This is a genomic window from Methylocystis heyeri (assembly GCF_004802635.2).
GTDB classification, from domain to species: domain Bacteria; phylum Pseudomonadota; class Alphaproteobacteria; order Rhizobiales; family Beijerinckiaceae; genus Methylocystis; species Methylocystis heyeri.
On the sequence record NZ_CP046052.1, the window covers coordinates 4,328,150 to 4,346,086 of the forward strand.

Genomic DNA, 17,937 nt, shown 5'->3' on the forward strand with positions numbered 1-17,937 from the left:
CGCCTGGGTCCGCGTCCCGTCAAAAGACGCAGGCGCCCGAGACCTGAGCCTGCGCCCGAATCGGGGAGAAATGCCGGCGCGGCGAGCCGGGATAATAGTTTTCTGTGCAAAACTCAGGGTCGCAGCGCCTGGAAGACGCCATTTATTACACGCCGGTCATCGACGCGCGGCACGCCTCTCGGCTTATTGGGCAGCGGCGGCCGACCACGCGCCACTCGAAGTCGGTCAGGTCATATCGGCTCATGCCGACGCTGAATAACGTTCTCCGGCTCCTCGAAAGGAGCATCGGATCGCGACAGGATTGGCTTCGATAATGTTTGTCGGCATGATGCGGCGATGTCGAACCCAACTTTCAAGCGCCTAAACGACGATTGGAATGCGGAGCCCAATGCACCTTGCGAAGAGGTGGCAGTGAGCGGCTCCACGGTGCGACTGACGTTCTTCCTGAACGCATGGGCTTACGACGCCGAGGAGGACGAGAAGGGATGCCTGACCTTCGAGGAGTGCTCCATATGGCGGCTGGGGTCGACCAACGACGAAGGCTGGCATGCTGGCCAGTGCCGCTACAGCAAAGCCGCCCCGGCTTGGGGTGAGTTTTATGAGCTGCTTGGCGAAGACGACCAGCGGCTCAAGCCTACGGACTGGCGCGAACTCACGACGTTGATGCCGGAAAAGCGGCACTTCCTCTTCTACCTTCGTGATAGCACGTTCGAATGCTTCGCTGCTGAATGGCGGTTTGAGCGCGGGCCCCCCGTCGCATGACCCGCCCTCGCGGCCTTCTCCTTCATGGGTTCACAACCTAGGCCTGCCGTTGCAGCGGAGCTTGAGCCCCCTCCTCGCCGGAAAAAGGCGAAACCAGCCGCACGCGCTGGCCGAGATAGGCGTCGACCTGATTGAAGGTCGTCTCTCTGATGTCCCGGCGGTCGGCGAGGGCGCGGTACCATCGCGCCGTCCATTCCACCGTCTCTCCGAAATCGAGCAGGGGCGACCAGCCCAGAAGCTCGCGCGCCCTGGCGGTGTCGAGCCTGAGAAGATTGGCCTCGTGGGGATGCTCGCCCTTGTCCTGAGTCCAGCGGGCGCTGGAATCGAAAGCCTCGATGAAGCGGGTCACGAGCGCCTCGACGCTCTGTTCGCTCGCCGGGCCCGGGCCGAAGTTCCAGCCGCCGTCGATCCGCTTCGAATCGTCGAGCGCGGCTTCGACCAGCATGAGATAGCCGGTCAGCGGCTCGAGAACATGTTGCCAGGGGCGTACAGCCCGGGGATTTCGCAAATGTAGCGCATGATCCGAGACAAAGGCGCGGAAAGCGTCGGGGATGATTCTATCCACGGCGAAATCGCCGCCGCCGACCACGTTTCCCGCCCTCGCGGTGACGATCCGGGCCGCTCCGGCCCCGGCGAAGAAGCTGCTGCGAAAAGCGCTGGCGACGAGTTCCGCGCAGGCCTTGCTGTTGGAATAGGGATCATGTCCGCCGAGGGCGTCGGTCTCGCGGTATCCCCAGACCCAGTCCTTGTTCTCGTAGCATTTGTCGGTCGTGACCACGAGCACGGCGCGCACGCCCGGGGTCGCACGCGCCGCTTCCAGCACATTCACCGTGCCCATCACATTGGTGGCGTAGGTCGCGACAGGGTCTTCATAGGAGGCGCGAACCAGCGGCTGCGCCGCCATGTGAATGACGATTTCCGGCGCGGAGGCGGACATGGCGGCGCGCAAGGACGCAAGATCGCGAATGTCGCCGCGAATGTCGTCGATGACGTCGCCGACGCGCGCGAGATCGAACAGATTGGGCGCAGTCGGCGGCTCCAGCGCATAGCCGGTCGCCTGCGCGTTGAGCCGCGCCAGCATCAGGGCGAGCCATGACCCCTTGAACCCCGTGTGGCCGGTGACGAAGACGCGTTTATTGCGCCAGAACGATGACGAGATCACCAGATTTTCCACTTCGCTCGGCCCGAGGACCATTCTTCTTCGAGAAAGATTTTGTCGCGCAGCGTATCCATCGGATACCAGAAGCCGTCGTGCACGAAGGCCCGCAGCTCGCCCATTCTGGCGAGTTCGTTGAGCGGACCGCGCTCCCACACGACCGAGTCGCCTTCGATCAGTTCGGCGACCTTGGGCGACAGCAAAAAGAAGCCGCCATTGACCCATCCGCTCTCCGCGATGGGTTTTTCTGCAAAGGCGGTGACGCTGTCGTAGTCGAGGGTCATGGAGCCGAAACGCATCGCCGGCCGGACCGCGGCGACGGTCGCGAGCTTCCCATGCGACTTGTGAAAGGCGAGTTCTGCGGTCAGATCGATGTCGGAGACGCCGTCGCCATAGGTCAGCGCGAAGACTTCCTCGTTTGCGACATGCTCGATGACGCGCTTCAGGCGTCCGCCGGTCTGGGTATTGTCGCCGGTGTCGACGAGCGTGACGCGCCAGGGCTCCGCATTTTCGCGATGAACCTCCATAGCGCGCGTGCGCATGTCGAAGGTCACATCCGACATATGCAGGAAATAGTTGGAGAAGAACTCCTTTATATAATAGCCCTTATAGCCGAGGCAGAGCACGAATTCATTGAAGCCGTGAGCCGAATAGGTCTTCATGATGTGCCACAGAATCGGCCTGCCGCCGATCTCGACCATAGGCTTCGGACGCACCGAGGTTTCCTCGGCGAGCCTCGTTCCCAGTCCGCCTGTCAGAATGACTACCTTCATCGCCCGTGTTCTTCAAAAGCTCTCGCAAGGGCCGTGCGGAGCGGGGCTCCGCTGAGCGCCGCGCGCCCGGACCGACGACTGGATTCTTTCATTCGATAATGAGCGGAAACCGGTTAATGCTTCGCTTAACGCTCCGGCGCAGACCGCACAGATCATTAACAATCCCGGTCATTAAATCCGCTCATCTCGGAGCGAGCGCGATCAATCCGGCGCCGAGCAAGCAAAGACAGGCCCCCGCGAGATCATAGGCGTCGGGGCGAGCGCCTTCCACGGCCCAGAGCCAGAACAGGGAGAGCGCTATATAGACGCCGCCATAGGCGGCGAAGGCCCGGCCGGCCAGAGCGGAGTCGACCCGCGCAAGGGCCATGGCGAATATGGCGAGACTGACGAGGCCGGGCTCCATCCAGAGCGCGGAGCGGCCGAGCCGCAGCCAGACCCAGAAGCACCAGCAGCCGGCTATCTCGCAGCAGCCCGCGACCAGAAAATAGAAAAAGCTCATTTCGACGCCTCCCGTGACGCCCGTTAACCTTTGTGATCCGCGCCAGCGCCGCAGCGCGCCCGCCGTCGAACCAAATCCTGCGCCAGATCTTTCACGCCGGCGGCCCAGGCGTCCGGAGACGGGGCGCATTCTCGCGCGTAATCGGCTCCGTAACGGTTAATCCTGTGGCTGCGCGAGACCGCCGCGCACGGCGGCGCGATCCCTATCTGGCCCAGTTCGAAACGCAGCGGTAAAAAGCGCCGGCGGCGAACGTCGGGAGCGACGGCAGGCGCAAGGTCGGCCAGCCTCCAGCTTTGGGGGATTGGTCCCGCTCGGGCGCAAGATATCGAGAGAACAACCGGCCAACGGGACGAATTCCGTGATTCGGGCGGGTTATGTTCTCCTTTGGCCCCGAAGATTAACCGCGAGGCCGGAATCCTGCGCGGCCGGGTTAAGCCCTCGGCGAAACCCGGCTTTGAAACCGGCGTCCCGATTTCGAACGCCGCATTAACCCTCTCGCATCTTTCCGGCGCCCGGCCGCATCCAGATCTTGCGGCGCGAACGCCTCGCTCCGCAAGTTTTAGTCGGAACGCACGGCCAACAGTCGCCGAGCAGCGATTCGTGCCGGCTTCGTTCATGCTTCCGCCATAGGGTTAATCCAGACCTTAAAAAAGGCGTGCTTGACATTAACGAGCCGCCTCGAAAGCTTCGCTCGATCCGCTTTTTTTGCGCAGAGCGCTGCAACGCCTATATGTGGTGTTTCGCTATGGCTGTCGTCATCATATGGCGGGAACGGAAAGAGGACTCGGGAGAGGTCGGCGATTCGGGCGCGATTCGTTCCCAGCTTGTTCGAAAAGTAAAATCGCACTGCTGCAAAAGTTCCTTTATGAAACAAAACTACGCAAGTTGGCCGCGACTGCCCGGGTTTCGTTCGGGCTCCGCGCGGGTTTGAAGAGTTCGGCGCCGGGGTAGCGGGTGACAGAACAGGCGGAGAGGCGGCGGACGCAGCCTGAGACGATGGGTGAGCTGCTCGGCGAGCAGGCGGCTCGAATCCGGCCTTATCCGGGGCGGGCCGATGCGCGGCTCGCCGGAGTCTGCGCGTTGCTCGGGCCGACCAACACCGGCAAGACCCACCACGCCATCGAGCGCATGCTGTCTTTCCCCAGCGGAATGATCGGCCTTCCGCTCAGGCTGCTGGCGCGCGAGGTTTATAATCGCGTGGTTCAGCGCATCGGGGCCGACAATGTGGCGCTCGTGACTGGCGAGGAGAAGATCAAGCCGCGGGCTCCCCGCTACTGGATCGCGACCGTGGAGGCGATGCCCCGCGACGTCGACGTGGATTTCATCGCCATAGACGAGGTGCAGCTCGCGGCCGATCTCGACCGCGGCCATGTCTTCACAGACCGGCTGTTGCGATGGCGCGGGCGCCAGGAAACCCTGCTCATCGGCGCCAGCACGATGGCGCCGCTGATCGAGGCCTTCATGCCCGGCGCGCCGATTTTCTCGCGGCCGCGGCTTTCGCGCCTCTCCTACGCCGGTCACCGCAAGATTTCGCGGCTGCCGCCCAGAAGCGCCATCGTCGCCTTTTCGGCCGAAGAGGTCTATGCGATCGCCGAATGGATCAAGCGCCAGAAAGGCGGCGCCGCGGTGGTCATCGGCGCCCTGAGCCCGAGGACGCGCAACGCCCAGGTCGATCTCTACCAGAACGGGGACGTCGATTATCTCGTCGCCACCGACGCCATCGGCATGGGGCTCAATCTCGACGTCGACCATATCGCCTTCGCCTCGGACCGCAAATTCGACGGCTGGCGCTTCCGTCGCCTCACCAGCGCCGAGTTAGGCCAGATCGCCGGGCGCGCCGGCCGGCACATGAACGACGGCACCTTCGGCGGCGCCGGGCGCTGTCCGCCTTTCGACGAAGACCTGATCGAGGCTCTCGAGGATCACCGCTTCGATCCGGTCACGACCCTGCAGTGGCGCAATCCAGACCTCGATTTTTCCACTCCCCGGGATCTCGCCGCCTCTCTTGACGTCTCGCCCGACGATCCCTGCCTCGTCCGCGCCCCGGTTCAGGAGGATCAGCTCGCGCTCGAAGCCCTGATGCGGGACGAGGACGTCCGCCGCAACGCCAGGGCGCCCGCCGACGTAGCCCGCCTGTGGGAAGCCTGCCAGATTCCCGATTACCGCAAGTCTTCCCCGGCCGCGCACGCCGAGCTCGCGGGCTCGATCTTCGGCTTTATCGTCAGGCGCGGCAGGATTCCGGAGGACTGGATGGCGCGCCAGCTCGCCGTGATGGACCGCGTCGACGGCGACATCTCTACCCTTGCCAATCGGCTCGCGCAGGTGCGAACATGGAGCTTCGTCGCCAATCGATCCGGCTGGCTCGAAAATTCCAGCCATTGGCAGAGCGTCGCTCGTCAGGTAGAGGACAGGATATCTGACGCGCTGCATGAACGTCTCACCCAGCGCTTTGTCGATCGCCGCACCAGCGTGCTGATGCGCCGCCTCAGAGAGAATGCAATGCTCGAAGCCGAAATAACCGCCTCTGGCGACGTCGTTGTCGAAGGTCAGCATGTGGGCTCCTTGCAGGGCTTCCGCTTTACAGCCGATCCGGCGGCCGCCGGCGAAGCGGCCAAGGCGCTGAACGCCGCCGCGCAAAAGGCCCTGGCCGGGGAATTCGACGCTCGCGCCACCCGCGTCTTCGACGCGGTGGACGACGCTTTCGTGCTCGGCAACGACGGAACGATCCGCTGGCTCGGGGAGCCAGTGGGCAAGATCGCCGAAGGACCCGGGGTTTTGAAGCCCACGGTTCATGTGCTCGCCGACGAGCAGCTCACCGGCGCGGTCCTCGACAAGGTCAAGCAGCGCCTGGAGCTGTGGCTGGCGCAGAGGGTCAAGAAGCTCCTCGGGCCGCTAGAGCAGCTCGAAGCCGGCGAAGGCCTGACCGGCGCCCCGCGCGGCGTCGCCTTCCAGATCGCGGAAGAGCTGGGCGTGCTGGAACGCAGCCGCGTGGCGAAGGAAGTAAAGAACTTCACCCAGGAGGAGCGCGCCGCCCTGCGCAAGCTCGGCGTGCGTTTCGGCGCCTATCATCTCTATCTGCCGTTGCTGCTGAAGCCGGCGCCGCGTTCGCTCGCCGCGCTGCTCTGGGCGCTTCGCCACGGTGGTCTCGACAGCGCCAAGGGGCTGGAGGAAGCGCCTCATCTCGCCGCCTCGGGCAGAACCTCTTTCGCCGCCGACCCCTCCATCTCCAAAGGCTTCTATCGCGCCGCCGGCTACCGCGTCTGCGGCGAGCGGGTGGTCCGGGTCGATATTCTGGAGCGTCTGGCCGATCTGATTCGACCCGCCGTCTCCTACAGGCCGGGAACGAGCGTCGGCGAACCTCCGGCGGGGTCGGCGGACGCCGACGGCTTCGTCGTCACGGTAGCCATGACCTCCCTGACCGGATGTGCGGGCGAGGCTTTCGCCTCTATCCTGCGCTCCCTGGGCTATGTCTCGACGCAAAGGCCCGGGCCCGCGATAACGGTTCCGATCATTCCCGCCGCCGCGACCGAACCCGTCAGCCAGACCCCGACGGGGGAAGAGCCCGAGGCCGCCGCGCCTGCACCCGAATCCGCAGAAACGGCGAGCGCAGAATCCCCTGCCGAGCTTGCGCCGGCCGAACCCGTCGCTGCGGAAGCAGCGCCGCCTGCCGAGATCGTGGAGCCTGCCGTCGCGCCGCTGGAGATCGTGGAAGCGCCCGCCGTGGAAGCGTCGCAGCCCGCCGCCGAGGAGGCGGCCGCCCCCGCTGACGAGGCCGCCGTTTCCGAGGCGTCCTCCGGCGAAACGGCTGCGGCCGACGCCGCCCCCCAGACGATCGAGGTCTGGACCATGCAGCGTCATCCGGCCGTCGCCCCGCGCAGGCAAGAGGGCGGTCATCGTCGTCCGCGCCCGGAAAACGCAGGCGCCGCTCGTCCGCCGCGGCGGGATCATGCGCAAGGGGAGCGCAAGGAAGAAACCGCAGCAGCGCGGAGCCAGGAAAGCCGTCCGAGGCCGGAAGGCCAGAAGGGCGGGTCCCGGGGCGGCGGCCAGGCCGCCCAGGGGCCGCGTTCGGGAGCGCGAGGCGAATATCGAGGCAACAGGGACAACAGGGACGAGGGGCGGCGCGGCCGTCCGGGCGGTTCTTTTTCCGCGCCGGAGAAGCGGGAGCGCCAGCCCGATCCGGATTCGCCTTTCGCCAAGTTGCTTGCGCTGAAGGCCGAACTGGAGAAAAAAGGCAAGAACTGACCCGCCTGTCCCGGCGATTTATATGGGTTTGGGCCCGCCGCTCCCGCGGCGCGGCCAGAGAGATACTGCCTCTGTAATAGAGAGCGGCGACGGCCCGACGCCCGCCTGCCGGGCCTGGCCCTTGTGTTTCGCCCAAGATCATCGAAAGGCGACTTATGACCAAAATTCTACCCGTGATCATGTGCGGCGGCGCCGGAACCCGCGTCTGGCCCGAGTCCCGCGACACACTTCCCAAGCAGTTCATCACGCTGGTGGGCGAGCGGTCGACTTTCCAATCCACCATGCAGATGCTGTCCGATCCGGCCTTCGAGCGGCCGGTCGTCATCTCCAATGTCGATTACCGTTTCATGGTGACGGATCAGCTGCGCGAGATCAACGCCCAGGCGGATATCGTGCTCGAGCCTTCGCGGCGTGATTCGGCTGCGGCCGTGGCGGTCGCCGCCGGCCTTGCGGCGCGTCGCTCGCCAGACACCATTGTCGTCGTGCTTGCGGCCGACCATGTGGTGCGCAACCAGGCCGGTCTCGTCGACCTGTGCAAAAAGGCCGCCGTCGCCGCCAGGGAAGGCTATATCGTCACGCTCGGGATCAAGCCCGACTCGCCCGCGACGGGTTACGGCTATTTGCGGCCCGGCAAGCCCTTGTCCGCCGAGGGCGACGTTCTCAAGCTCGAAGCCTTCGTGGAAAAGCCCGACCGCGACACCGCCCAGCGTTATGTCGAGGCGGGCTATTTCTGGAATAGCGGCAATTTCATTTTCCGCGCCGACGTCATGCAGCGCGAAATCGCCAAATTCGAGCCCGCGATCTTCGCAGCCGCGGAAGCCGCGATCGAGGCCGCCAAGACCGATCTCGACTTTCTGGTCCTCGACGCCGCATCTTTCGAGCAGGCCCCCAAAAATTCGATCGATTACGCTGTAATGGAGCGGACCGAGCAGGCGGCGCTGATACCCGCCGACATCGGCTGGTCCGACGTCGGCAACTGGCGCGCGGTGTGGGAGCTTTCAGACCGCGACGCCAAGGGCAATTCGATCCGCGGCAACGCCGTGGTGATGGACGCCTCCAATGTCCATGTGCGCTCGGACGAGACCCTCACCACCGTCGTTGGCGTCGATGACGTCATCGTCGTGACCACGCAGGACGCCGTTCTGGTGCTGCATCACGAGCATGGCGACAAGGTCAAGCAGCTGGTCGAGCAGCTCAAGCGCGACAATCGCCGCGAGGCCGGAGAGCACAAGCGCATCTTCCGTCCCTGGGGCTATTACCAGTCGGTCGACGAAGGCTCGCGCTATCAGGTCAAGCGCATCGTGGTGAAGCCGGGCGAGAGGCTGTCGCTGCAAAAGCACTTTCATCGCGCCGAGCATTGGATCGTGGTGAAGGGCACCGCCGAGGTCGGCCGCGACGAGGAAGTGCATCTCGTCCATGAGAACGAGTCGATCTATCTGCCGATCGGCTGCAAGCACCGCCTCACCAATCCCGGCCGAATCGACCTCGAGCTGATCGAGGTGCAGACCGGCTCCTATCTCGGCGAGGACGACATCGTCCGCTTTCAGGACGTCTATAATCGTGGATGACGGCGCGGATAGGCGCGCCCGTCGATGGGGGCGCCTATGCCGGATTTCGCTCAAACGCCGCCTCCGCCCTATTATGCGGTGATTTTCACCTCCAAGCGGGCGGATCTGGACGGCGCCTATGAACAAATGGCCGCCGTTCTTGCGGAAAAGGTCCGCAGCGCCCCGGGATGCCTCGGATATGAAAGCGCGCGGGGCGCCGACGGCTTCGGGATAACCGTCGCCTATTTCGCCGACGAGGCGTCGATCGCGGCCTGGAAGGCGGATGCGCTGCATCGGGAGGCGCAGCGGCTGGGCAAGACGCGCTGGTATGAAAAATATCATGTGCGCATCGCGAGGGTCGAGCGCGAATACGAGGGGCCGTAGGGTAATTGGGTGAGTGCGTAACCGTTTGATGCGCGGCGCTTCTACCCCTTTGCCGGGAGGTCGAGCTGCGCCGGGCGCGGGACCCCGACGACTACTCAATCAGCGATTTGGCGAAGGTTTTCTCCATCTCCGCCCGACCGTTCAGCGCATTCGCGCCAAACAGCTCTCAAAATCCGCGTCACCTGTCTTCAATGTTCACGGCACGGAGCCGCGGTCGTATGAAGCCATTCCATCAATTCAATCCAAATACGCGTCCAGATCACGAGTTCTTGCCCGGAACGCTTGAATTGCTGGTGGAAGGCAATGCTTGCCGCCTGCGGGATCGCAGGCGGACTCCAGGGCGAATAGAGAGCGTTTCTGCTGAATCAGGCTATTTTCGCTGGAGGATTCTCGATTTTGAAGACAGCGGGAAATTTTGGGATGTGCAAATAGAAGATGTGCGTAAATTTCAGTTCGAGATTGGCAGTCGCAAAGAGTCTCCGGCAATCGTAACCGATTATGAGAGGTTGATCAAAAAATTCCAGCTCCAGTTGGTCATCGACACATCTGGGGCTGAATCCGACGCAATAGACAAATGCTTAGCTGAGCGGACGGTTGAAATTCAGGACTGGCTTTGTACGAGACAAAGATTTTCTGAGCTTTCATTCGAAACCGATGTTCAAGAAATATCGATTCACGCTTTAGCTGCGTTGCAGGACTACATGAAATTGCGAGGGCTTACAGAGCAGGAGCGGTTGACGTCGGAAATCTATGTCCTGAATCCCCATTCCGGGGAATGGATTAAGGGCATGAAGATCGTGCTTGCAGAGATGGGTCTGAAGAAATTTTCCGGTTCGATTGTACGTGACAGGAACCTTTTCCTTGGATTGGGCGATAAGCGTCACCGTCGAGCTTATCTTCTGGAGCGCCTTGCATTTGTTCGCGCGCTTTTCCAACTGCTAGGCAAATCGCACGTCCGGTTGTTTCGGGGAGCGTCGGTTGAAGGCCCTTGGCGCGTGGGCGCGCCGAAATTTTTCTCTTCGTGGACCTTTTCCAAAGCGGTCGCTGAAAGCTTTTGCTGTTTTGACCCGGATTCGGGGACAGCGCATTCGTATCTTTTCATGAGGACATTCCCGGTCGAAAAACTGCTTATGACCTTTTTGGAGACCCAGTCTATGAACAGACAATACTGCGAGGCTGAAGCCGTGCTGATGCACGACGACGAGGATGGTCTGTTATGGTAAAAGGGGTTTCCAAAACCTTCCGCTATCGCCTTATTCCTTAGCGTCGATGCCGATCAAAAAACCCCTATATTGATCGACCAAAGCTACAACTGGTGCCAGAAATAGCGTTTGCGTATCGCGAAGTGCGAGCGCGACTAGGAACGCTCGTAACGGAGAAGCACAGGCGTGATCGTCAAAATCTGCGGGCTCCAGACCTCGGAAACGCTGGAGGCGGCCATCGCCGCCGACGCCGACATGGCCGGGTTCGTCTTTTTCGAGACGAGTCCACGCAATATCGACCTCGAAACGGCGCAAAGCCTCGGCGCTCAGGCCGCAGGCCGGATTGCCAAAGTCGCGCTGACGGTGGACGCAAGCGACGAGGCGCTCGATGCGATCGTCGCCGCGCTAAGCCCCGATTTTCTGCAGCTCCATGGCGGGGAGTCGCCGGCCCGGGTCGAGGCGATCAAGGCCCGTTTCGGTCTCCCCATCATCAAGGCCATCGGCGTCGCGAGCGCAGAGGATCTGCTCAGGGCGGAAGGTTACGCCAGCGCGGATATTCTCCTGTTCGACGCCAAGCCTTCTCCTGACGCCACGCTGCCGGGAGGCAATGGCGTGGCTTTCGATTGGTCGCTCCTTGCGGGAGCCTCCCCGGGAAAGCCCTGGCTGCTCTCCGGCGGCCTCGATCCCGAAAATGTCGCGCAGGCTCTCATGATATCGAAAGCCCCCGGCGTCGACGTTTCCTCGGGCGTCGAAAAATCGCGCGGGGTCAAGGCCCCGGGCCTGATCGCGGCCTTCGTCGCCGCCGCGCGGGCAAGGACGAGCCTATAGCCTTCAGGATGCCTGCGCCGCTTTCTTCGCGGGCGCTGAAAGGCTACATAAACGCGACACATGCCCTTCCCGAGGAAACGCCCGGTGAACCAATTCGCGCCTAATTCCTTCCGCAATGGTCCAGACGAAAACGGCCGCTTCGGCATTTTCGGCGGCCGCTTCGTCGCCGAAACGCTGATGCCTCTGGTGCTCGCTCTCGAGCGCGCCTACGGCGAAGCCAAGGCCGACCCGGCTTTCCACGCCGAACTGCAGGATCTCCACAAGCATTATGTCGGCCGTCCCAGCGCGCTTTATTTCGCCGAGCGCATCACCGAGCATTTGCGGGAGAAGGCCGGCGAGGGCATGGGGGCCAAGGTCTTTTTCAAGCGCGAGGAGCTCAACCACACCGGCGCGCATAAGATCAACAACGTCCTCGGCCAGATCGTCCTCGCCCGGCGCATGGGCAAGAAGCGCATCATCGCCGAAACCGGCGCCGGCCAGCACGGCGTCGCGACGGCGACCGCCTGCGCGCGTTTCGGACTGCAATGCGTGGTCTATATGGGCGCGGTCGACGTCGAACGGCAGAAGCCCAATGTGTTCCGCATGAAGATGCTGGGGGCGGAGGTCGTGCCGGTGCAGTCGGGCGCCCGCACCCTCAAGGACGCGATGAATGAGGCGCTGCGCGATTGGGTGACCAATGTCGCCGACACTTTTTATTGCATCGGCACGGCGGCGGGGCCGCATCCCTATCCGATGATGGTGCGCGATCTCCAGTCGATCATCGGCAAGGAGACCCGCGACCAGATGCAGGAGATGGAGGGCCGTCTGCCGGATTCGCTGGTGGCCTGCATCGGCGGGGGCTCCAACGCCATCGGCCTGTTTCACCCCTTTCTGGACGAACCCGACATAGAAATTTACGGCGTCGAGGCGGCGGGCCATGGCCTGGAGGTTCCGAACGGCCATGCCGCCTCGCTCGCCGGCGGCCGGCCCGGCGTTCTGCATGGCAACCGCACTTATCTGCTGATGAACGACGATGGCCAGATTCTCGAAGGCCATTCGGTCTCGGCCGGCCTCGATTATCCCGGCATCGGACCGGAGCACAGCTGGCTGCACGAGACGGGGCGGGTGAAATATCTCAACGCCACCGACAAGGAAGCGCTGGACGCGTTTCAGCTCTGCTCGCGCCTCGAAGGAATCATTCCCGCGCTGGAGCCTTCCCATGCTCTGGCCAAGGTGCTGGAACTCGCCCCCAAAAAGCCGCGCGACCATCTGATGGTGATGAACCTGAGCGGCCGCGGCGACAAGGACATCTTCACCGTCGCCGAGGTCCTCGGCGGAATGTGAGGCCGAAGCCGGGAAGGAAACTCCCGCCTCGCTCTCCGCGGCGATTACGCCAGCGCCTCCGCTTCGAAATACGAGGCGGAGGCGCTTTTTTGAGGCGGTCTCGTTTCCGCGGATCGCGAAACGGTCTCGCGGAAGCCGTATCAGAGCTGCGACATCTTCGGCTTTATGCTCGAAGACTTCGGGACCGGAGGCAGATCGGGAGCCTTCAGGCTTTCCCAACCCGCCCTGGGCGGGGCCACGTCATTGGCCTCGCGCTTGGGTTGGCGCGGCTTGAAACCGTCCACCAGCGCCTTGGCCGCCGCAAGCTCCTTGGAATCCAGCCGCGAAGCCACCTCGTCGCGCTTCTTGGCGGCGTCGGCGTCGCCCTGCTGCGCCGCAGCCGAGAACCATAGATAGGATTGGGTCATGCTCTGGCCGACGCCGAGGCCGCGGGCGTAGAGGATGGCGAGATTATACTGGCTGTCGCGGACGCCGAGTTCGGCCGCGCGCCGGAACCAGTCCGAGGCGACGCCGTAGTCGGGCTTCCCGTCATTGCCTTCGGCGGCGAGGACGGCGAGATTATGCATCGCCCTCGCATTTCCCGCCTCCGCCGCCTGCTCATAGAGCTTGCGGGCGCGGGTGTAGTCGCGCTCGACGCCTATGCCCTTCTCGTAATATGAGCCCAGCCGGTATTGCGCCGGGGCAAGGCCTTGTTCGGCCGCCTTCTGGAACCATTCAGCCGCGGCCTTGTTGTCGCGCGGCAGGCCGCGGCCATCCGCATAGCGGGAGCCGAGCTCATATTGCGCGGCGGCGTCGCCGGTGGCGGCGAGCGCCTTGATGGCGGCCGCGGTCTCCTGCGGGGAATGGCTGATCGCGCCGACCGGCGCGGTGTCGACGCCGGCGGCCGGCTTTGCAGCCGGATGCGGCGCCATGGCGGGGCCGGACGGGAAGGGGCCGATCGGCGCAAGGCCGAGCGGGGAGGACGCGGCCGTTCCCGCGGGGGTGGAATTTGGGCTCGCGAGCTGGGGGATCGAAGATCCGGCCGCGGCGGCGGGATTGGCCTTTTGCGGTTCCGCGGCCGGCGCCGGCTCGGAAGGCGCGATCTGGGGCTGCGGGGCGGCGAGCTCGGCGGTTCCGCCGGTTTCGCCGATGGAACGCGCGTCGCCGGTCTCCCCATGCTTGGTCGCGAGTTTGACATGATGGGCCATCTGATAGGCGCCCACCAGCATGACGAGAGCCGTCAGGCCGAGGAGAATCGGACGCTTGCGCGCCGCGAGCGTCGCTCCGACGCCGGCGAGGACCGCGCTCTTTTCGTTTTCGGCCTCGACCGGCTTCGACTGCCTGGGCGCTTTCCTGCGCGCCGCTTCTTCGGCGCTCGCCTCCGATGCGACCTGCTGCGCGGCCCGGCGGGCTGCGGCGATGAAGGCCGACTGGGTGCTTTCGCCCCGCGGCGCGAAAGGAGCGGAGTCCTGCCGCAGCGAATCGAAGTCGACGTCCTCGACATCCCGGCCCCGGCGCATGCTCGGCTGTTCGATCGGCCGCTCGAGCGCGTCGAAAGAAGGCTCCGTTATGCGCTTCTGATAGGAGGAACGAGCTTCCCCGGCGCCTGATCCTCGCGCGGCCTCCCGCGGGCGGGCGGCTTCGGGCGCAGGACTGCGCAATTGCGGCGCGCTTCGGATTTCGGTGAGTTCGTCTTCGAAGATCGCGAGGCGATCCACGACGCGCTCCAGGGTTTCATGCACCGCGGACAGGGTTTCGTGCGTCCTCGCGCCGGCTTCGTCCTGCACCCGGCGGATGTCTTCGATTTCCTTGCGGGCGGCCGGATTGAGGGCGCCGGCCATATTCGAAGCCTCGCGCAATACTTCGAGCGTCGCCCTCCGCACCGCCGCCTCGGCGGCGTCGGTCGCGCCGATGCGGGTTTCCTCGATGCGGGAGAACAGTTCCGCGATCTTGCCCTCTATCGAGGCCAGCGCCGCTCCATTGCCGTCCTTGCGGTCGAGCCGCTGCGACAATTCCTTGATCTGGCCTTCGAGCGACAGGAGAACGGCGGCGTCGGCGTTGGGCTCGAGCGCGCTGTTCACCTTGCGCGTCACCTGCTCGACGAGATCGGCCATCTGGGCGCGGTTGATATCCTCGCGCGAGCGGGCGCCGGCTTCGATGCGCGCCGCCAGGGCGTTGTGCATGAAGTCGATTCGGTCCGATATCTCTTCGAACTGCGAAAGAGGCAAGGCGTCGTAGACAGATCCTTCGCCGCGCGCCGAGGAAATATCGCCGATCTTGTCCAGCTTTTGCGAGAGCTGTTCGACCTGATGTTCGAGCTGCTCGATGTCGCGGCGCCCGGCCTCGGGCTCCAAAGCGGCGTCGATGCGGTCTCCGAGCCGGCGGACGAGATCCTCTATGTGGCTGAGGTCCACGGCGCTGTGGGCGAAGCCGTCCTGCTCGTAGCGCGTCGTCAGCGTCTTGCCGATATTGTCTATCCGGTGCGCCAGCTCCTTGAAGTGCCCTTCGTGATCCGGGCCGGACAGAAGGCGTTCGATGCGGGCGATGGACTGCGCCGCCGCCGGGTCCTGAATTCTGGCCTCGAGCTTCTCGATCTTGCGCCCGAGCTCCTCGAAGGCGGGGTTGTGGTTCTTGTTATCGAGAGCGGAGTCGATCTTTTTCGCGAGCGACGCCACGAGGCTCTCGAGCGAGGCGGCGTTCGCCGTCTGCTGCTGGGCCATGCCGCGATCGATGCGCTGGGCCAGCGATTTGTGCATGGTCTCGATGCGCGCGTCGATCTGGTCGAAGCGCTTGGCGCCGCTTTTCGCCGCGACTTCCTCGAGCTTGCCGGAAAGCTTCTCGAGCCGGTGGTTGAAGGCGTTGAGGCTGTTCCCTGTTTCCGCCGCGACGATCGAGCGGATCGCCTTGACCACCTCGTCGATTTCCTTGCCGGAACCCCTGCCGGCGGCGATCGACAGGCCGTCGACGCGCTGCGTGAGGTCGAACAGCCGGGTTTCCAGTTTTTCGAGCGGCAGGGGCCTCGAAGCGAGGGCTCCCAAAAGCTCCTTGATCTCCAGAGTCTGGCGGCTGAGCTGGCCGAGCGTCGCCGCGTCCGCCGGGCTCGCCGACGGCATGTTCTCGAGGCGCTGCGCGATCGCGCGCACGTCGGCGGAGAGATTGCCGACGAGCGGAGACGGATCGAGATCTTTCATCACGGCGCGCAATTCGCCGGCGAGCCTCTCGACCGGAGCGAGAGCGGCTTCTCCTACTCCGCGGTCGCGCTGGGCGTCGATCCGGTGAAGAAGTTCGTGAACTGCGGACTCGATGGCGGTGGTGGAGGCGCGCGGGGCGAGATCGCGCAGCGCGCCGGAGAGAGACTCGATCTCCTCGCGCAGGCGCTCGACGTCCTTCGAGATGCGCTCCTGGCGATCGGCGTTCTGACTTATCTCCTGATGAACCCCCGCGATCTCGCGCGAAAGGGAATGCACCGAATCGCCGAGCTGATCGAATCGGCGCGCCGCCTCGGGATTTTCCTTATGCGCGTTTTGATCGATCTGGCGTGAAAGCCTTTCGAACTGCTCGCCGAGCCGTCCAAAGCGTTCGGCCGTGGCCGGATGTTCCACGCGCAAGGCGTCTTCGACCCGACGCGAAAGCTCGTCGACTTGCTCGCTGAGCCCGGCGAAGCGGCGCGTGTGCGCCGGGTGATCGTATTGCGCCGTCGCGGAAATCTGGTCGCCGAGGCTTTCAATGAGCCCGGCGAGCTGCGAGAAACGCCGGGCGTTGGCCGGTTGATCCGATTGCAGGGCGGATTCGACCTGGCGCGAAAGCGTCTCGACCTGTTCGCCGAGTTCCCTGAAGCGGCGCTCGGCGGACGAGTCCTCCCGCGTCGAAAAGTCCTGCAGGTGACGCGACAGCGAATCGATCGTCTCGCCCAGCCGGTCGAAGCGGCGCACGATCGCGGGATGCTCCTTCCGGGAGAGGCCTTCGATCTGATCGGAAACCAGCGCGACCGTTTTGCCCAGCTGATCGAAGCGGTGTGCGATCGCAGGCGTCTCGCCGCGGGCGCTTTCCTCGATCTGGCGGCGCAGGCTGTCCACCTGCCGCATCAGCACCAGCTGCTGATCGGCGCGATCGCCTTCGCCGCTTTGGAGAGCTTCGAGCCTTCGGGCCACGGCGTCGACCGCCGCGTGCAGGTTCTCGAGACGCTCGATGGCGAGCCGGGGGTCGGGCGAGGGGGCTTCTTCGACGTCTTTCTTCGGCGGCGCGGCGGGCGCATCCGCTGCATCGAGCTCGGATTGGCGGCTGGCGATCTCGGCGATCGCGTCGGCGAGCGGCCGCTTATGGCGCGCGGCGGCGCCGAGCGGGGCGGGATCGACGGCGGCCCTGGGGGGCTCCTGCGGCGTTGGTCCGCGCTCCGCCGGTTCGGAACCGGCGCTCGCCGGTTTGGCCTCCCTTTCCCGCGCGTCGGCGTCGAGCCTGGAGGCTATGGCTGCGAGCCGCTTGTCGAGGCCGGAGATAGCCTCCTCGAAATCGGTGCCGCGGCCGTCGTTGGAAAGGCGGTCTATCCGTGATTCGAGCCGCGCCAACGCGCTGCGAATCGGGCGGGAATTGCCCTGCTCCGGTTGAGCGGCGATCTTCGATTCGATCCGGCCCAGCCGCTCGACGAGCACGTCGAGCGTTTCCGTTTCCTTCGGGCGCTTTTGCGCGCTGTTTTCGATGAGATCGGCGATGTTCTCCAGCGCTTCGGCGGTCCGGCGCTCGTTCTGCGCGGCGCGGCGCTCGAATGAGGCGACGGCGTCGTCGATGGCGCCGGGATCGAACCGCCGCTGGGTGGTCTCGATCATCTCTGCGATGTTTTCCAGGGCCCTGGCGGTATGGCGCTCGCTGGCCGCGACGCGGCGGGTCACCAGGGCGGCGGCGCTTTCCGCGATCTCGTCCGGATCGATCTTCGGCTCGGGCCGTCTCGGCTGGTCGCGCCAGCGGGGGGGCTGCGAATCGAATTCGGGCTCGCGCTCGCGCCGACGGTCGCGGCGCCTCGACGCCGAAGCGTGGCGGCGTTCCTCGAATTCGTCTTCTACGAGACGATCTTCGGAGGCGGTTTCGAGGTCGGCCTCTTGGCGTTCGTCGCGCCAATCGTCACGCCGTCCATCGCGCTCGTTCTCGAAGCGTCGCGCTTCGGCGCGCCGAACCTGACGCGAGTCCTCGCCGGAATTTTTGAATTTGCGGGAAAGCGCCTTGATCATGTGGGCATCCGCCGGGTCAG

11 protein-coding genes and 1 pseudogene are annotated in these 17,937 nt (G+C 64.5%); 7 read left to right on the top strand and 5 right to left on the bottom strand.

The window, feature by feature from the left end; all coding sequences use genetic code 11:
* Positions 1-119: 119 nt before the first annotated feature.
* A pseudogene (locus H2LOC_RS21435) lies at positions 120-244 on the bottom strand (transposase); the annotation flags it as partial.
* Between the two features lie 167 nt (positions 245-411).
* Here H2LOC_RS21435 and H2LOC_RS19505 point away from each other — a divergent pair.
* Positions 412-762: a hypothetical protein gene (locus tag H2LOC_RS19505; RefSeq protein ID WP_136494337.1), complete on the top strand. Its 351-nt coding sequence runs from the start codon at positions 412-414 to the stop codon at positions 760-762.
* A 37-nt stretch (positions 763-799) separates the two neighbouring features.
* Here H2LOC_RS19505 and rfbG read toward each other — a convergent pair whose 3' ends face one another.
* The 3 genes from rfbG to H2LOC_RS19520 all read right to left on the bottom strand — a co-directional run bounded on the left by rfbG (position 800) and on the right by H2LOC_RS19520 (position 3,190).
* Positions 800-1,957 carry a CDP-glucose 4,6-dehydratase gene (gene rfbG, locus H2LOC_RS19510; RefSeq protein ID WP_246206909.1) on the bottom strand — a complete coding sequence of 386 codons (1,158 nt, stop codon included), beginning with the start codon at positions 1,955-1,957 and terminating at the stop codon, positions 800-802.
* Positions 1,921-2,691 carry a glucose-1-phosphate cytidylyltransferase gene (rfbF, locus tag H2LOC_RS19515; RefSeq protein WP_136494339.1) on the bottom strand — a complete coding sequence of 257 codons (771 nt, stop codon included), beginning with the start codon at positions 2,689-2,691 and terminating at the stop codon, positions 1,921-1,923. The genes rfbG and rfbF overlap by 37 nt, the downstream gene beginning before the upstream one ends.
* A 181-nt stretch (positions 2,692-2,872) precedes the next feature.
* Positions 2,873-3,190, bottom strand: coding sequence for a YnfA family protein (locus H2LOC_RS19520; RefSeq protein ID WP_136494340.1), 318 nt, complete (start codon positions 3,188-3,190; stop codon positions 2,873-2,875).
* A gap of 996 nt (positions 3,191-4,186) precedes the next feature.
* Between H2LOC_RS19520 and H2LOC_RS19525 the strand changes: the two genes are divergently transcribed.
* From H2LOC_RS19525 to trpB, 6 genes are all read left to right on the top strand, one after another.
* Positions 4,187-7,432, top strand: a complete 3,246-nt coding sequence (locus tag H2LOC_RS19525) for a helicase-related protein (RefSeq protein WP_154331735.1) — start codon at positions 4,187-4,189, stop codon at positions 7,430-7,432.
* A gap of 155 nt (positions 7,433-7,587) precedes the next feature.
* Complete coding sequence (locus H2LOC_RS19530) at positions 7,588-9,000, top strand: mannose-1-phosphate guanylyltransferase/mannose-6-phosphate isomerase (protein WP_136494341.1); 1,413 nt, start codon at positions 7,588-7,590, stop codon at positions 8,998-9,000.
* 36 nt (positions 9,001-9,036) lie between these two features.
* Complete coding sequence (locus H2LOC_RS19535) at positions 9,037-9,363, top strand: antibiotic biosynthesis monooxygenase family protein (RefSeq protein WP_136494342.1); 327 nt, start codon at positions 9,037-9,039, stop codon at positions 9,361-9,363.
* Between the two features lie 218 nt (positions 9,364-9,581).
* Entirely contained in the window at positions 9,582-10,586 is a 1,005-nt protein-coding gene (locus H2LOC_RS19540) for a hypothetical protein (RefSeq protein ID WP_136494343.1), read from the top strand.
* Between the two features lie 165 nt (positions 10,587-10,751).
* Positions 10,752-11,393: a phosphoribosylanthranilate isomerase gene (locus H2LOC_RS19545; RefSeq protein WP_136494344.1), complete on the top strand. Its 642-nt coding sequence runs from the start codon at positions 10,752-10,754 to the stop codon at positions 11,391-11,393.
* Between the two features lie 60 nt (positions 11,394-11,453).
* Positions 11,454-12,716 (top strand): tryptophan synthase subunit beta, encoded by a 1,263-nt coding sequence (trpB, locus tag H2LOC_RS19550; RefSeq protein ID WP_136494345.1) that lies wholly within the window; start codon positions 11,454-11,456, stop codon positions 12,714-12,716.
* A 140-nt stretch (positions 12,717-12,856) separates the two neighbouring features.
* On the opposite strand, the gene H2LOC_RS19555 is transcribed toward trpB, so the two are convergent.
* Complete coding sequence (locus H2LOC_RS19555; RefSeq protein WP_136494346.1) at positions 12,857-17,917, bottom strand: SEL1-like repeat protein; 5,061 nt, start codon at positions 17,915-17,917, stop codon at positions 12,857-12,859.
* Positions 17,918-17,937: the final 20 nt, after the last annotated feature.

Bases quoted from the DNA above. Each gene is read 5' to 3' on its own strand.
- rfbG (WP_246206909.1), bottom strand. From the start codon at position 1,957: ATGGTCCTCGGGCCGAGCGAAGTGGAAAATCTGGTGATCTCGTCATCG.
- rfbF (WP_136494339.1), bottom strand. From the start codon at position 2,691: ATGAAGGTAGTCATTCTGACAGGCGGACTGGGAACGAGGCTCGCCGAG.
- H2LOC_RS19520 (WP_136494340.1), bottom strand. From the start codon at position 3,190: ATGAGCTTTTTCTATTTTCTGGTCGCGGGCTGCTGCGAGATAGCCGGC.
- H2LOC_RS19525 (WP_154331735.1), top strand. From the start codon at position 4,187: ATGGGTGAGCTGCTCGGCGAGCAGGCGGCTCGAATCCGGCCTTATCCG.
- H2LOC_RS19530 (WP_136494341.1), top strand. From the start codon at position 7,588: ATGACCAAAATTCTACCCGTGATCATGTGCGGCGGCGCCGGAACCCGC.
- H2LOC_RS19535 (WP_136494342.1), top strand. From the start codon at position 9,037: ATGCCGGATTTCGCTCAAACGCCGCCTCCGCCCTATTATGCGGTGATT.
- H2LOC_RS19540 (WP_136494343.1), top strand. From the start codon at position 9,582: ATGAAGCCATTCCATCAATTCAATCCAAATACGCGTCCAGATCACGAG.
- trpB (WP_136494345.1), top strand. From the start codon at position 11,454: ATGCCCTTCCCGAGGAAACGCCCGGTGAACCAATTCGCGCCTAATTCC.
- H2LOC_RS19555 (WP_136494346.1), bottom strand. From the start codon at position 17,917: ATGATCAAGGCGCTTTCCCGCAAATTCAAAAATTCCGGCGAGGACTCG.